The sequence below is a fragment of the Variovorax sp. KBS0712 genome, assembly GCF_006323185.2.
GTDB classification, from domain to species: domain Bacteria; phylum Pseudomonadota; class Gammaproteobacteria; order Burkholderiales; family Burkholderiaceae_C; genus Variovorax; species Variovorax boronicumulans.
In genome coordinates this window covers 388,792-404,014 of record NZ_VCCD02000003.1, presented here as the reverse complement: position 1 = coordinate 404,014, position 15,223 = coordinate 388,792, and the positions used below count along the sequence as shown (strand labels likewise).

Sequence of the window (15,223 nt, the reverse complement as noted above, 5' to 3'; positions counted from 1 at the left end):
TGCGCCGCATCCAGCGCATCGCCAGCGATGCCGCGTGAATACTGGCCCATGGTGGCGCAACCCGCACGGGGCGCGGCTTGCAAGGCGATTTGGGCCTGCAGGCCGCATGGTTGCTACGTCGCGTGCCTGCGCTTGCGAGATTGCTGCGCTGCGAGAGCGGCGCATCGCGGGCCACGGAGCGATTGAAAAAATTAGCGCGCGACCACCTGCTCGGGAAACATCTGTGGATTCCAGCCGAGCTGTTCGCGCAGCAGGCGCCAGTCGAAACCGGCGCCGGGGTCCTGCTTGCGGCCGGGCGCGATGTGCTCGTGGCCGGCGATGTGGGCGATGGCGTAGTGCTGCGCGAGCGCGGCGCACAGGCTGGCCAGCGTCTCGTACTGCGCCTCCTCGAAGCGCTCGCCCTCGAGGCCTTCGAGCTCGATGCCGACGGAGTCGTCGTTGCAGTTGGTGCGTCCGCGCCACGACGACACGCCGGCATGCCAGGCGCGGTCCTCGCAGCTCACGAACTGCCAGAGCTCGCCGTTGCGTCGCACATAGAAATGCGACGACACCTCGAGCCCGCGGATCGACTGGAAGTACGGGTGCGCGTCCCAGTCGAGCCGGTTGGTGAAGAGCTGCTGCACCGCGTCGCTGCCGTACTCGCCCGGCGGCAGGCTGATCGAGTGCAGCACGATCAGGTCGGTCTGCGCGCCGACGGGGCGCGGGCCGAAGTTGGGCGAGGGCAGGGCCTTGGCGAAGCGGTACCAGCCGGCGCGCCAGAGTCCGTCGTCACCGGCCGGTGGGGTGGTGAGGTCGTCAGTCGTCGGCATGCGCGGTGGCGCCGTCGTCGCCGTTGGGCGTGGAGATGCCCAGGCGCGCGATGCGGTAGCGGATCTGGCGCAGGCTCATGCCCAGCCGCGCGGCGGCGGCCGTGCGGTTGAAGCCGCTTTCGTGCAGCGCGCGCACGAGGATCTCGCGCTCCTGCTGGTCGAGCCAGGCTTGCAGGTCGGAGGGCAGTGGCGGCGGCGCGGGCTTGGGTTCGACCGCCGGTGTGGGGGGCGCAGCCACCGCAACGGCGGCTGGCGCTTCAGCGGATTCGCTGCGCGGCGCGGCCGGCATCGGCGTCATCGCGCCCATCAGGTCGATGTGCAGTTCGTCGCCGTCGTTCAGCGCCACGGCGCGGTGCAGCAGGTTCTCGAGCTCGCGCACGTTGCCGTCGAGCGGGTGCTGGGCCAGGCGCTGCAGCAGCGCGTCGGACAGGCGCGGCACGGGCAGGCCGCCATCTTGCGCGATGCGCGCGAGCAGCGCGGTGCACAGCGCGGGCAGGTCTTCGCGGCGCTCGCGCAGCGCGGGCACGGCGATCTCGATCACGTTGAGGCGGTAGAACAGGTCCTGCCGGAAGCGGCCGGCCAGCACCTCGGCGTGCAGGTCTTTATGGGTGGCGCTCACGATGCGCACGTCGACCGCGTCTTCCTGCGTCGAGCCGATGGCGCGCACGCTGCGCTCTTGAATAGCGCGCAGCAGCTTCGACTGCATGGCCAGCGGCAGGTCGCCGATTTCGTCCAGGAACAGCGTGCCGTCGCGCGCCGCCTGGAAGTAGCCGTCGCGGTCCTGCGAGGAGCCCGTGTACGAGCCCTTCTTGGCGCCGAAGAACTCGGCCTCGAGCAGGTTCTCGGGGATCGCGCCGCAGTTCACCGCGACGAAGGGGCCTTCGCTGCGCTGGCTGCAGCCGTGCACGGCGCGCGCGACGAGTTCCTTGCCGGTGCCCGATTCGCCGCGCACCAGCACCGGTGCCATGCCGCGCGCCACCTTGGCGATGCGCGACTTCACGAGGCGCATCGGGTCGGAGTCGCCGACCAGCCGGTCGAGCGCGGTGGCGCCGCTGCGCGTCACGGCCAGCACATCGGGGCGTTCGCCGCCGTGGCCGGCGGCCTGCGGTGCCGGCTTCTGCGGCACGACCACCGCGGCGCGGTTGGCCTGCACGGCCGACGCCACCACGGCGCGGAACTGCTTCAGGTCGACGGGTTTCGTGAGGTAGTCGAAGGCGCCGGCCTTCAGCGCCTCGACCGCGTTCTCGGCCGAGCCGTAGGCGGTCATGACCACGCAGCGCTCGCTGCGCTGGTCTTTCTGGATGCGGTGGATGATCTCCATGCCTTCGCCGTCGGGCAGCCGCATGTCGGTGATCACGGCGTCGAAGCGGCCGGCCTCCAGGTGCTGCCAGGCTTCGGACACGCTGCCCGCGGCTTCCACCCGGTAGCCTTCACGCAGCAGCGTGAGTTCGTACAGCGTGCGCAGGTCGGGTTCGTCGTCGATGACGAGGATCTGCGCGGGGCGCGGGGCGGCGGCGGAAGGCGGGAGGGAGCTCACGGCCGCTATTGTGTCAGCCGGTTTTCGCTCGGTGCGAAGCTGACGAAGAATTCATTGCCCTCGGGCCCGCCCGGCACCAGTGCGCGCCGTTCGTAGCCGATGGTGGCGCCGTGGCGCCGGCATAGCTCGCGGCACAGGAACAGGCCCAGGCCGCTGGAGCGGCTCTCGGACGAGAAGAAGGGTTCGAACAGGTGGCGCTGAACCGCCGGTTCCAGCGGCGCACCGTCGCTCCACACCAGCAGCGCGGGGCGCTGCACGCCGGCCCGCTGCAAGGTGGTGATGACCTGGATCGCGCCCTCGCGCTGGCTGGCGTAGCGCGCCGCGTTGTCCAGCAGGTTCACCAGCAGGCGGCGCAGGTGCTCGGCCTCGAAGCGCACCTCGCTGCCCGGCGCGTCGAGCGCCACGCGCACGCCCTTGCGTTGGGTCTGGCGTATCCATTCCTCGGCCAGGATCTGCGCGGCCGGGTCGAGCACCAGCTGTTCGCCCAGCGACAGCACGCGCTGCTGGCGCGCGCGCGAGACGTCGAGCACGTCGTCCACGATGCGTGCCAGGCGCTGCGCGTTGTGCTGCACCATGTCGGTCAGCTTGCGGTGTGCCGGGTCGGTCAGGTCTTCGCTGAGCAGCGCGCTGGCCTGCGCGATGGCGGCCAGCGGGTTGCGGATTTCATGCGCCACCGCGGCCGACATGCGGCCCATGGCAGCGAGCTTTTCGGTGCGGATGCGGGCTTCGAGCTCGCGCAGGTCCTGCAGGAACATCACGCACAGGCTGTCGGCACGGCGGTCGTCGGTGGGCGTGAGCCGGGTGCGCACGCGCACCTCGCGCGCCGCGCCGCGGGCCTGTGCCACCGGGATCTCTTCGGTCTGCGGCGCGCGGCGCGCGAAGGTCTGGCGCGCGAGCGCGGCCAGCGCGTGCCAGGCCGGCTGGGTGTGCAGCGGGAACGGCAACGCCAGTTGCGCCAGGCCCTGGCCGAGGATCGCGTCGGCCGCCGGGTTGGCTGCGTGCACCAGGCCGTCGGCGTCGATCACCAGCACGCCTTCGCTGAGGGTTTCGATCACCAGGTCGTTGACCTGCGCCTGCATCTGCGCGTGGCTGCGGCTGCGCTGCGCCACCGCTTCTTCGCGTGCCAGCCGGCGCGCGAGTTCGTGCGCGAGCAGCGCCACCACGAACAGGCCGGTGCCGGTGAGGGCGGCCTGCACGAAGCGCGCCGAAGGATCGCCGGGTTGCTGCAGCCAGTGCCAGCCGGCGTCGGCCAGCAGCAGCAGCGTCACGGTGGCCGTGGTGCCCAGGCCCACGAGCAGCGTGCCGAGCACCGCGCTCATCAGCACGGGCAGCGCGAACAGCGGCGTGTAGTTGACGCTGCCGCCCTGCAGCACCTGCAGGGCGCTGAAGATGCCCAGGTCGACCCCGATGGTCAGCAGCCAGAGGGTGGAGAAGCCGCGGATCGGTGGTTCGAAGTGCGCGTAGCGCATCTCCAGCCAGGCCAGCACGAGGTAGCCGCCCGACAGCACGATCGGCAGCGGTTGCACGGCCTGCCCGATGGCGAAGGCCACGCCCTGCAGCAGCACCAGCACCACCGCCACGAAGCAGCGCGCCGCCATGAAGCCGCGCCACAGCCGCAGCAGCGCGGTGCTGTCGCCGGCGCCCAGGTCGAGCACGTCCCAGTCGGTGGCCGGCTCGCCGCGCGACCGGCGCAACGAACTCATGAGGCGGTGCCGGCCTGGCGGTGCGCGGCGCTGCAGTACACCGCGCCGTCCGGCCCGGGGAGTGCGTCGGCCGCGGGCAGGTGCAGCCCGCAGTGGGCGCAGCGCACCATCGCCTGCGGCGGGCCGACGGCCGGCGTGCGTTGCTGTGCCTTCTTGGCGCGTTCCTGTTGCGCGTCGCGCATCTCTTCGCGCCGGTTCTTGCGCCAGAGCCAGATCGCGACCCACACCACCGCGAGGACGAGCAGGTACTTCATGCGGGCAGGCGGGTCAGCACGACTTCGAGCACGAAGCGCGAGCCTACGTAGGCCAGCAGCAGCAGCGCCGCGCCCGCGTAGAGCACGCGCCGCGCCGTGCGTCCGCGCCAACCGAAGCGCGCGCGGCCGGTCAGCAGGACCGCGAAGCTGAGCCAGGCGAGCACCGAGAAGATGGTCTTGTGGTCCCACTTCCAGGCGCGGCCGGCGGCGCCGTAGAGCTGTTCGCTGAACAGCAGGCCGGCCAGCAGCGTGGCCGACAGCAGCACGAAGCCCGCCGTGACGAAGCGGAAGGTGAGCCGTTCCAGCGTGAGCAGCGGCACGCCGGCCTGTGCATCGGCACTGGCCAGGCGGATCTGTTTTTCGGCCCGCGTGATCAGCCAGGCGTGCACCACGGCGGCGCCGAACAGGCCGTACGAGGCGATGCCCAGCGCCAGGTGCAGCGGCAGCCAGGGCGAGGCGCTGACATGCAGCGGCGTGCCCGGGAACAGCAGCGCCAGCAGCACGGCGGCCGCGCCCAGCCAGGCCAGCGCACGGCGTGCCTTCAGTTGCGGGTACAGGCGGCTTTCGACCGCGTAGACCGTGAGCACCAGCCACGCCGTGACCGACAGCGCCGGCGCAAAACCGAAGCGAGGGTCGCCGCCGATCAGCCCGTGGCCGAGCACCGCAGCGTGCAGCAGCCATGCGATGCCGAGCGCCCATTGGGTGGTCTGGCGGCTGAGCCGCGCACCGGCGGCAGCGGCAAAACCGTAGGCTGCCGCGGTGGCGATGCCCAGCGCCACGCCGAGTGGGGAGGGGATCGCTAAAATCATCGGTGGAGTGTATAGGCTCGCCCCCCGGCTTCGCGCACGTCGCGTCGCTTCGCCCACCCCCGCCGGGGGCCACCCCCGCGAGAGAGCGGGCCCACGTACCGCTTCCAGGTTTTCACGACTTTCCATCGGTCCGCTGCCGCGGACAACAAGGTATTTCCTTCATGGCCACCGCCCTCACCGAAAAGTTCTCCCGCCTCGTCAAGACGATGAGCGGCCAGGCGCGCATCACCGAAAGCAACGTGCAGGACATGCTGCGCGAGGTGCGCATGGCGCTGCTGGAGGCCGACGTGGCGTTGCCCGTGGTGCGCGACTTCGTCGCCCGCGTGAAGGAGAAGGCGCTCGGCCAGGAAGTGCTGGGCTCGCTCAAGCCGGGCCAGGCGCTGGTGGGCATCGTCAATCGCGAGCTCGCCGCCACCATGGGCGAGGGCGTGTCGGACATCAACCTCGCGGCCCAGCCGCCGGCGGTGATCCTCATGGCCGGCCTGCAGGGCGCCGGCAAGACCACCACCACCGCCAAGCTGGCCAAGCACCTGATCGAGAAGCGCAAGAAGAAGGTGCTCACCGTGTCGGGCGACGTGTACCGCCCGGCCGCCATCGAGCAGCTCAAGACCGTCACCAAGCAGGCCGGCGCCGAGTGGTTCCCGAGCACGCCCGACCAGAAGCCGCTGGACATCGCGCGCGCCGCGCTCGACCACGCCAGGCGCCACTACTTCGACGTGCTGCTGGTCGACACGGCCGGCCGCCTCGCGATCGACGAAGTGCTGATGACCGAAATCAAGCAGCTGCACGCCGAGCTCGACCCGGTCGAGACCCTGTTCGTGGTCGATGCCATGCAGGGCCAGGACGCGATCAACACCGCCAAGGCCTTCAAGGAAGCGCTGCCCCTCACCGGCATCATCCTGACCAAGACCGACGGCGATTCGCGCGGCGGTGCGGCGCTGTCGGTGCGCCAGGTGACGGGCGTGCCGATCAAGTTCGCCGGCGTGAGCGAGAAGATCGACGGCCTCGAGGTGTTCGACGCCGAGCGTCATGCGGGCCGCATCCTGGGCATGGGCGACATCGTCGCGCTGGTCGAGCAGGTCACGGCCGGCGTCGACGTGGCGGCGGCGCAGAAGCTGGCCGCCAAGGTCAAGAGCGGTGCGGGCTTCGACCTGAACGACTTCCTCGGCCAGCTGCAGCAGATGAAGCAGATGGGCGGCCTCTCCAGCCTGATGGACAAGCTGCCGCAGCAGATGGCCGCCAAGGCCACCGAGGCCGACATGACCCGCGCGGAGCGCGACATCCGCCGCAAGGAAGGCATCATCCAGAGCATGACGCCGCTGGAGCGCCGCAAGCCCGAGCTGCTCAAGGCCACGCGCAAGCGCCGCATCGCGGCCGGCGCCGGCGTGCAGGTTCAGGAAGTGAACCGCCTGCTCAACGAGTTCGAGCAGATGCAGGGCATGATGAAGAAGATGAAGGGCGGCGGCCTCATGAAGATGATGAAGAAGATGGGCGGCATGAAGGGCATGGGCGGGATGCCCGGCATGGGCGGAGGCGGCGGCAAGCTGCCGTTCTGACCCGGCCGCTCGACGCATACATATATAGAGAGGCGCGCAGCCCCGCGATGTCCGCAGGCGACTGGAAAGAGCTCTACCAGGGCGCACTGACCGGCGACCTCGAGCTGGTGCGCTATCACATCGGTGCGGGCGTGAATCCGAACTACCAGCACCCCGAGATCCTGTGCACGCCGCTGGTGGCCAGCTTGGTCCAGGGGCACGGCGAGATCGCCAGCTACCTGTTGGACCACGGCGCCGATCCGAACCTGCTGTCTGAATTCGACGGGCTCACGCCGCTGCAGGCCGCCCGCAAGCACGGCCGCGAGGCGCTCGTCGCGGCGCTGGTGGCGCGCGGCGCCCGCGCACCCCGTCCGCCGTTCTGGCGCCGCTGGCTGCCCTTCTGACATATCGATGCGCATCGCGCACCGCCCAGCAAAAAGCCCGCCGAAGCGGGCTTTTTCTTTGGAGCGATCAGCCGCAGGGCGGTGATCGCATCAGGCCGTGGCCAGCGCCGCCGGGCGCGCCAGGCGCAGCGCATGCATCCAGGCGCGGCGCAGCACGGCGGGCGAACGCGATTCCTCGGGAATCAGCAGGAAGCCGCGGTCGCGCAGCGTGGTGCCCAGCGCGATCTGGCTGGTCAGCACGGTCAGCGGAATCGCCAGCAGCAGCGGCAGGCCGACGGGCATGAGCCAGATCAGCGCGCTCGGGTCGATCATGGCGACGCCGACGGCCAGCATGGCGATCACCAGCGTCATGGGGGCCAGCTGCGAGGCAGCGACCTTCCACGGCACGGCGGCGGCTTCACGCGGGGGCGACTTCCAGTCGAGCTTGATGCCGGTGAGGGCGACGAGCACGAACAGCGAGTGGGCCAGCATGCGCACCGGGGCTTGCACGATGGCCAGGCCGGCTTCGAGCACCGAGCTCTTCACCAGGCCCCACACACCGCCGTACTGGCGTTGCTCGCCGCGCATCAGCACGGCAGCGATGCCCAGCACGCGCGGCAGGAACAGCAGGCACAGGGTCCAGACCCACAGGCCGGCCAGTTCGGCGGGCAGCACGTTCCAGCTCGACACGAGGCTCGAGCCGCTCAGCCACAGGGCGGTGCCCAGCGTCAGGAATGCGAGCCACAGCGGGGCCGACACATAAGCCATGGTGCCGGTCACGAACATCGCGCGGTGCACCGGGTGGATGCCGGGCTCGGCCATCAGGCGGGCGTTCTGCAGGTTGCCCTGGCACCAGCGGCGGTCGCGTTGCAGCTCGGCCAGCAGGTCCGGCGGTTGCTGTTCGTAGCTGCCGACCAGGTCGGACACCAGCCACACGTGGTAGCCGGCGCGGCGCATCAGCGCGGCTTCGACGAAGTCGTGCGACATGATGCCGCCCGACATGCCGCCGGTGCCCTTGATGGGGGCCAGCGCGCAGTGCTTCATGAAGGCTTCGACGCGGATGATCGCGTTGTGGCCCCAGTAGTGCGACTCGCCGAGCTGCCAGAACTGCATGCCCAGCGTGAACAGGCGACCGGTGACGCGCGAGGCGAATTGCTGGGCGCGGGCGTGCAGCGTGACGTGGCCGATGGCCTGCGTCGCGGTCTGGATGATGCCGGCGGTGGGGTTGGCTTCCATCAGCTTGACCATCGAGGCCAGGCAGTCGCCGCTCATCACGGAGTCGGCGTCGAGCACGACCATGTAGCGGTAGTCCTTGCCCCAGCGGCGGCAGAAGTCGGCCACGTTGCCGGCCTTGCGGTGCGTGCGGCGGGTGCGCAGGCGGTAGTACACCTCGACCTGCGGCTGGTTGGGGCTCTCGGCCAGCGCGGCGCGCAGGTCTTCCCAGGCGGCGCGCTCGGCGGCGGCGGTCTCGGGGTTGTAGCTGTCGGACAGCACGAACACGTCGAACTGCTTGGCGTGGCCCGTGGAGGCAACCGATTCGCAGGTGGCGCGCAGGCCGGCGAACACGGTGGCCACGTCCTCGTTGCAGATCGGCATGATGATCGCGGTGCGTGCCTCGGGGTTCATCGGGTGGTGGGCCACCTGTTTCGCCGAGAGGGCGTGCTTGTCACCGCGCACGGACACATAGAAGCCCATGAGCGCGGTCACGAAACCGGTGACGACCCAGCCCGAGAGCAGGCCGTACAGGCCGATCTGGCCGTATTCGAGCCAGACGTTGTCGTAGTCGGGTTGCACGCTGGCGAACAGCGACGACGCGATCACGGTGCTCAGCAGCGTGAGCAGCATGAAGGCGAGGCGGCGCTGGCCGGCGGCGCGTTCCCAGGCCTGCGGGGCCGGGGCGGCTTGCTTGGCGGCGGGGGCGCTGTCGGCATTGCGGCCGGCGCCCAGGCGCACGAGCAGCGCGGTGCCGAGGCTGTTCCAGAAACCACGCCAGGGGCGCGGTGCCATGGAACCGCGGTTCAGCGGCGGTGCGGTCACGGCGTTGGGGTGGCGTTCCTCGCGCAGCGCGCTGCGGCGTGCGAAATCGGATTCGGCGAGGACGTTGAGGTGGGAGAAGTCGTTCGGCTTCATCGGTTCATTCACCAACGTTGCTTGTCGAGGGGGGTGTCGCCAATGGCCGGAAGGCGCTTGAAGACGCAGTCCGTGGCGGCGCCGCCGACGCCGGAGAGCGCGGTCAGCGAATGGCCCGCGGCACGGGGCCGCGAGGAGGAAAACTGCTTTTGACGCAGGCCGTCGCGCTGCGGACGCAGTGCGAAAGATGGGCTGGTAAGTGCTGTCATGCCAGTACAGGGGCAAACCCTGTGCCAGCCTGGAAAAACGCTTTCAAATCAACGACTTGGCGCGATTCGAAACCGTTTTCCGTGGGGGAGGGGCCTGCCGGGCCCTCGAAACCCCCGTTTTTGTCGCCGAATCCCGACAAGCCGGGGAGGCCCTCGGGAAACAGCCTTTCAAATCAACGACTTAGGCCTGTCGCTACTCGGCGACAGGGTCGCCGCCGGGAGCGACAACGTCGGCCTTGAAGTTGCCCGGCGTGAGCTCGTGCTTCTGCAGCAGGCGGTAGAACTCGGTGCGGTTGCGGTCGGCCAGGCGGGCGGCGTCGGCCACATTGCCGTCGGTCAGCTTGAGCAGGCCGACGAGGTAGTCGCGCTCGAAACGCTGCTTGGCCTCGGCATAGGTGAGCACCTCCACGCTCGGCACGCGCAGCGCGCGCTGCACCAGCGCCAGCGGGATCAGCGGCGAGCCCGACAGCGCGCAGACCTGCTCCACCACGTTGTAGAGCTGGCGCACGTTGCCCGGCCACGCGGCGGTGGTGAGCGCCTTCAGCGCCTCGGGCGCGAAGCCCGACAGCCGCTTGCCGTACTTGGTCGACAGCTTCTGCAGGAAGTGGTTGGCCAAAAGCGGAATGTCCTCGCGCCGCGCCGACAGCGGCGGCAGCGTGAGCGTCACCACGTTCAGACGGTAATAGAGGTCTTCGCGGAACTGGCCGGCTTCCATCGCGGCGTCGAGGTCGCGGTGGGTGGCCGAGACGATGCGCACGTCGACCTCGATCGACTGGCTCGCGCCCAGCGGGCGCACCGCGCGCTCCTGCAGCACGCGCAGCAGCTTGACCTGCAGCGCGGGCGGCATGTCCCCGATTTCGTCGAGCAGCAGCGTGCCGCCGTCGGCCTGCTGGAACAGGCCCTTGTGGTTGGCGTGGGCGTCGGTGAAGGCGCCCTTCATGTGGCCGAACAGCTCGGACTCGAGCAGCGCCTCGGGAATGGCGCCGCAGTTGACCGCCACGAAGGGCTTGTCGGCGCGTGCGCTGGCCTTGTGGATGGCGCGCGCCAGCAGTTCCTTGCCGGCGCCGGAGTCGCCGCGCAGCAGCACGGAGGCGTCCGACTTGGCGACCATGCGCGCCTCGGCCAGCAGCTCGGCCATGCGGTTGCTGCGGCTCACGATTTCCGAACGCCAGCTGTCGTCGCCGGTCTTGCTCGGCGTGGCCGCCGGGGCACCGAGCGCCAATGCCTGCGCGATCTTTTCGAGCAGCTCGCGCGCGTCGTAGGGCTTGGTGAGGTAGGTGAACACGCCCCGCGCCGTGGCTTCGACCGCGTCGGGGATGGTGCCGTGCGCGGTCAGCAGGATCACCGGCAGCGTCGGGTGGCGCTTGCGGATCTCGTCGAACAGCTGCAGGCCGTCGCGCCCGGGCAGGCGCACGTCGCTGAGCACCAGCTGCGGGTGCTCGATCTCGAGCTGCGTGAGCGCGGTCTCGGCCGAGGTGACGGCCGTGACCTGGTAGCCCGCCGACACCAGCCGCATCGAGAGCAGCCGCAGCATGTCCGGGTCGTCGTCGACCACGAGGAGGCGGGCACCAGCTGTACTCATGGGTTGGATCTGCTTCCGTTGGAGGGCGTGGGGGCCGGCGTGTTCGGCCGGGCGAAGCTGCGCTCGATGGCGCGCAGCGCCTCGATGCGCTCGTTGAGCTGGTCGATGCGGCGCTGGCTGTCGCGCAGCTGCTGCACCTGCTTGTCGCGGTCGTCTTCGACGCGGCGCTGCTCCACATAGCGCGCCGCCAGCGCCCGCGCGAGCGGATGCAGCGGCTGCGCCTCGGGCGCCGGGTTGGCGATCACGCGCTGCAACAGGCCCAGCGCGCGCGCCAGGTCGGCCGGCACGCGCGTCTGCGCGAGCAGGAGCGCCAGCTGCATCTGCGCGGCGGGCGTTTCGCCCTGTTCGCCGACGCGCGCGATTTCCGCGCTCAGGTCGGCGCCGCCCAGCGGGCGCACCTTGTCGGCATAGGCCAGCATGGTCGAAACGGGGCCTTGAGTGAGCTGCGTGAAGAGCGAGGCCGGCTGCGTGGCCGGCGCGCGGGGCTCGGCTTCGACCGGCACCACGCGGGGGGCGGCCACGGGCGGCGGCAGCGCGTCGGCTTCGGCCGGCGGCTTGGGCTGGGAGGCGCAGGCCGCCAGCAGCAGGGCGCATGGCACGGCCATGGCCCCGGCGAAGGTGGATCTGCGGACGAACGAAAGGAACATGGGTCGAAAAGGCGCGGGGCGGTGTGGGTGGGGTGTCCGGGGTCAGGTCGTGCGCGGCAGTTCGATGCGAAAGCGTGCACCGGGGCCATCCGGCAGCAGGGCGATGCGGCCCCCATGGGCTGCAATGTACTCCTGCACGATGGAAAGTCCGATGCCGGTGCCTTTCACCGTGTGCTCGGGCTGGCGCTCGCCGCGGAAGAAGGGTTCGAAGATGCGGTCGCGGTCGTTCACGGCAATGCCGGGGCCGGCGTCGCACACGTCGATGTGCACCGCCTCGGGCGTGCCCGACACGGCCAGCGTGATCACGCCGCCGGCGGCCGAGAAGCGGATCGCGTTCGACAGCAGGTTGGCGATGGCGGTGCCGAGCTTGGTGCGATCGACCGTGAGGGCGATCGGCTCGCCCTCGGCGCGCACGCGCAGGCCATGCGCCTGCCACTGCAGGCGTTGGGCCTCGATCTGCTCCTCGATCAGCGGCAGCAGCTCGGTGCGCTCGCGGCGCAGCTCGCGCGCCTCGAAGGCGGCGGCGTTGAAGCGCAGCAGCGCCTCGATCTGGTTCTGCAGCGACACGGTGTTCTGCTGCAGGATCTGCGCGACCTCGAGCTGCGCCGGGTTCAGCGGACCGGTCACGCCGTCCTCGAGCAGCGACACGCCCTCGCGCAGCGCCGCCAGCGGCGTCTTCAGTTCGTGCGACACGTGGCGCAAAAAGCGCGCCTTGTCGGCGTCGAGTTCGGTCAGGCGCAGGCGCAGCCATTCGAGCTGCTGCGACACGCGCCGCACGTCGGCCGGGCCGCGGATGTCGATCGGTTCGTCGAGCCGGTTCTGGCCCAGGCCGACGATGGCGTTTTCGAGCCGCTTGAAGGGGCGCGCCAGCCAGATGCCGAAGGCCAGCGCCAGCGACACGGCCAGCACGCTGGCGGCCACCACCTCGCGCATCAGCCGGCGGCGCGCGTTCTCGATGCGCTTGGCCAGCGCGTCGTTCTGCGTTTCGATCAGGAACTGCGCCTGCTGGGCGATGTTGGTGTTCAGCGCGTCGAGTTCGCGAAACTGCATCGCCATCGTGCTTTCGCGCGCCAAGGCGCTGTCGGGGCTGCCGCCGAGCAGCCCTTCGATCACGCCGAGCTGGCTGCGCCACATGTCGATGCCGGCGGCCGGCAGGCCGTTGCGTTCCAGGCGCTCCAGCACCTGGTGGGCTTCGCGCGCCGCCTCGTCGAAGCGGCGGCGCAGCACGGCGTCATTGAGCACCAGCGACTGGCGCCCCGCGCGTTCCATGGCCGCGCTGCGCTCGGCCAGCGACTGCGAGGCGCCCGACAGGCGCAGCGCGCGCGCGGCGGCGTCGCGGCTTTGGGTGACGAGCGCGTCGTACTGCAGCACCGAGCGCAGCGCCACGCCCACCAGCAGCGCGGTGATCAGCAGGAAGGCAAACAGCAGGAGCTGCTGGAACGAGCCCCGGACGGACGGTCGCTTCGCCATCAGTGGGCGAGCGCCGTGCCGGCAGCCGGGGCCGATTCGCGCGTGACCACCTCGCCGCGCAGCGTGTAGGCCAGCGAGCGGGTGATGCGCAGGTCGGCCATCTGGCCCACGAGGCGGGCGTCGCCTTCGAAGTTGACGACGCGGTTGCAGGCGGTGCGGCCCATGAGTTCGTTCGCGTCCTTGCGCGAGGCGCCCTCGACCAGCACGCGCTGCGTGCTGCCCACCAGCGCATCGCCGAAGCGGCGCACGTTGCCGTCGATCACGCGCTGCAGCGTCTGCAGGCGCGCCAGCTTCACCTCGTGCGGCGTGTCGTCCTGCAGCGCGGCGGCGGGCGTGCCGGGGCGCGGGCTGAAGATGAAGCTGAAGCTGTTGTCGAACTGGCAGTCGTCGATGAGCTTCATCATCTTGTCGAAGTCGGCATCGGTCTCGCCGGGGAAGCCGACGATGAAGTCGCTGGACAGGGCCAGGTCAGGGCGGATGGCGCGCAGCTTGCGCACCGTGCTCTTGTATTCCATGGCCGTGTAGCCGCGCTTCATCGCCATGAGGATGCGGTCGCTGCCGTGCTGCACTGGCAGGTGCAAATGCGAGACGAGCTGCGGCACTTTGGCGTAGGCCTCGATGAGCCGGGGCGTGAACTCGTTCGGGTGGCTGGTGGTGTAGCGGATGCGCTCGATGCCGGGGATCTCGGCCACGTACTCGATGAGCAGCGCGAAGTCGGCGATTTCGGCCGTGTCGCCCATCTTGCCGCGGTAGGCGTTCACGTTCTGGCCCAGCAGCGTGATCTCGCGCACGCCCTGGTCGGCCAGGCCGGCGATCTCGACCAGCACGTCGTCCAGGGGGCGGTTCACTTCCTCGCCGCGGGTGTAGGGCACCACGCAGTAGCTGCAGTACTTGGAGCAGCCTTCCATGATCGACACGAAGGCCGTGGCGCCTTCGACGCGCGCGGGCGGCAGGTGGTCGAACTTCTCGATCTCGGGGAAGCTGATGTCCACCTGCGGGCGGTCCAGCCGCTCGCGGTCGTTCAGCATCTCGGGCAGGCGGTGTAGCGTCTGCGGGCCGAACACGATGTCGACGTACGGTGCGCGCGCGATGATGGCCTGGCCTTCCTGGCTCGCCACGCAGCCGCCCACGCCGATCTTCACGCCCTTGGCCTTCAGGTGCTTCACGCGGCCGAGGTCGGAGAACACCTTCTCCTGTGCCTTCTCGCGCACCGAGCAGGTGTTGAACAGGATGAGGTCGGCCTCGTCCACGTTCTGCGTGGGCTCGTAGCCCTGCGCGGCGTGGAGCACGTCGGCCATCTTGTCCGAGTCGTACTCGTTCATCTGGCAGCCGAAGGTCTTGATGAATACTTTTTTCATGGGGAGCTCTCTGTGCCCTTCGCAAAGAGGAAGGGCTGCGAGGCGCGCGTGGCGCCCGCGGATTTTTGCTTGCTTGCGGCCCGGCCGCGTTACTGCGTGTTCAGCGTGTCGTTCGAGACGAACGGCCAGATGTTCAGGAACGGCTTGTTCAGCGATTCGCGGCTGGCCATGGCCTCGTCGGGCGTCAGGATCCAGACCTCGCGCAGCAGCCCGGCGGCGTCGCGCGTGTAGTTCACGAGGTACTTCTGGCCGATGATGGCGCCGGGCATCACCAGCATGTTCTGCGGGCTGCGGATGCGCGCGCCGGCGCCCAGGCGGTCGGCCCGGCCGTCGAGCTCGACGTCGGGGGCGCTGGTCACCATGAACTTGCCGCGCAGCGTGCCGATGGGGAAGTTGCGCCCGCCGTTGAGCGACTCGTTCTGGGTCTGCGGACGGGGCACCTCGTCCTGGGCGCTGGCCTGGAGGGAGAAAAGACCGGCGGCGCCGGCAAGGGCGGCGCAGAAGGCAAGGGAAGTGAGCGTTTTCGTGGGTGTCTTGCAGCGGTTCATGGGGTATATCCAGAGGCTGTGGACCGGCGATTTTAGCGAGGGGGTGTTTTCCCTCATACCGGGTGCAGCGGGTGGTGCGGGGGCTTTGCGTCGGCCTGCTTTACATTTCTTTACGGCGCCCGTGAACACCGTGCGTCGGCCACTGCTCCAATAGCTGCTGTCAGCCCAAAGTGCACAAGAACCCATGAAGAAATCTGCCGCCTTCGCCCTCGCGGGCGTGTTGATCGTAGCCGTCGCAGGCGGCTGGTG

Annotated in this window: 14 protein-coding genes; 2 read left to right on the top strand and 12 right to left on the bottom strand. The window is 69.9% G+C overall.

From position 1 onward, the window contains the following. Nucleotides 1–191: 191 nt before the first annotated feature. The 5 genes from ampD to FFI97_RS26625 are packed head-to-tail and all read right to left on the bottom strand — an operon-like array spanning nt 192 to nt 5,112. On the bottom strand, nt 192–809 hold the full coding sequence (gene ampD / locus FFI97_RS26645; protein ID WP_139703024.1) for a 1,6-anhydro-N-acetylmuramyl-L-alanine amidase AmpD: 618 nt from the start codon (nt 807–809) through the stop codon (nt 192–194). Then, on the bottom strand, nt 796–2,346 hold the full coding sequence (locus FFI97_RS26640) for a sigma-54-dependent transcriptional regulator (protein WP_139703025.1): 1,551 nt from the start codon (nt 2,344–2,346) through the stop codon (nt 796–798). Before FFI97_RS26640 ends, ampD begins: the two co-directional genes overlap by 14 nt. A 5-nt stretch (nt 2,347–2,351) precedes the next feature. Continuing rightward, complete coding sequence (locus FFI97_RS26635) at nt 2,352–4,049, bottom strand: two-component system sensor histidine kinase NtrB (protein ID WP_139703026.1); 1,698 nt, start codon at nt 4,047–4,049, stop codon at nt 2,352–2,354. Further along, on the bottom strand, nt 4,046–4,303 hold the full coding sequence (locus FFI97_RS26630; RefSeq protein WP_139703027.1) for a PP0621 family protein: 258 nt from the start codon (nt 4,301–4,303) through the stop codon (nt 4,046–4,048). The genes FFI97_RS26635 and FFI97_RS26630 overlap by 4 nt, the downstream gene beginning before the upstream one ends. Further along, nucleotides 4,300–5,112, bottom strand: coding sequence for an inner membrane protein YpjD (locus tag FFI97_RS26625; RefSeq protein WP_056575582.1), 813 nt, complete (start codon nt 5,110–5,112; stop codon nt 4,300–4,302). Before FFI97_RS26625 ends, FFI97_RS26630 begins: the two co-directional genes overlap by 4 nt. 161 nt (nt 5,113–5,273) lie before the next feature. Between FFI97_RS26625 and ffh the strand changes: the two genes are divergently transcribed. Beyond that, nucleotides 5,274–6,668 (top strand): signal recognition particle protein, encoded by a 1,395-nt coding sequence (gene ffh / locus FFI97_RS26620; RefSeq protein WP_095743629.1) that lies wholly within the window; start codon nt 5,274–5,276, stop codon nt 6,666–6,668. A gap of 47 nt (nt 6,669–6,715) precedes the next feature. Next, a complete protein-coding gene (locus tag FFI97_RS26615) occupies nt 6,716–7,051 on the top strand; it encodes an ankyrin repeat domain-containing protein (protein ID WP_139703028.1) in 336 nt (111 codons plus the stop codon). 90 nt (nt 7,052–7,141) lie between these two features. Here FFI97_RS26615 and mdoH read toward each other — a convergent pair whose 3' ends face one another. The 7 genes from mdoH to FFI97_RS26580 all read right to left on the bottom strand — a co-directional run bounded on the left by mdoH (nt 7,142) and on the right by FFI97_RS26580 (nt 14,974). Beyond that, nucleotides 7,142–9,160, bottom strand: coding sequence for a glucans biosynthesis glucosyltransferase MdoH (gene mdoH / locus FFI97_RS26610; RefSeq protein ID WP_139703029.1), 2,019 nt, complete (start codon nt 9,158–9,160; stop codon nt 7,142–7,144). Between the two features lie 8 nt (nt 9,161–9,168). Then, complete coding sequence (locus FFI97_RS33800; protein ID WP_082818265.1) at nt 9,169–9,369, bottom strand: hypothetical protein; 201 nt, start codon at nt 9,367–9,369, stop codon at nt 9,169–9,171. 193 nt (nt 9,370–9,562) lie between these two features. Beyond that, the gene (locus tag FFI97_RS26600) at nt 9,563–10,951 is read right to left on the bottom strand and encodes a sigma 54-interacting transcriptional regulator (protein ID WP_139703030.1); all 1,389 of its coding nucleotides are present in this window, start codon (nt 10,949–10,951) and stop codon (nt 9,563–9,565) included. Continuing rightward, nucleotides 10,948–11,556, bottom strand: coding sequence for a hypothetical protein (locus tag FFI97_RS26595; protein WP_260685196.1), 609 nt, complete (start codon nt 11,554–11,556; stop codon nt 10,948–10,950). The genes FFI97_RS26600 and FFI97_RS26595 overlap by 4 nt, the downstream gene beginning before the upstream one ends. Nucleotides 11,557–11,640: 84 nt before the next feature. Next, the gene (locus FFI97_RS26590) at nt 11,641–13,068 is read right to left on the bottom strand and encodes a sensor histidine kinase (protein WP_095743632.1); all 1,428 of its coding nucleotides are present in this window, start codon (nt 13,066–13,068) and stop codon (nt 11,641–11,643) included. Further along, complete coding sequence (gene miaB, locus FFI97_RS26585) at nt 13,068–14,426, bottom strand: tRNA (N6-isopentenyl adenosine(37)-C2)-methylthiotransferase MiaB (protein WP_139703032.1); 1,359 nt, start codon at nt 14,424–14,426, stop codon at nt 13,068–13,070. Before miaB ends, FFI97_RS26590 begins: the two co-directional genes overlap by 1 nt. An 89-nt stretch (nt 14,427–14,515) precedes the next feature. Beyond that, on the bottom strand, nt 14,516–14,974 hold the full coding sequence (locus tag FFI97_RS26580; protein WP_070060097.1) for a hypothetical protein: 459 nt from the start codon (nt 14,972–14,974) through the stop codon (nt 14,516–14,518). Nucleotides 14,975–15,223 lie beyond the last annotated feature (249 nt).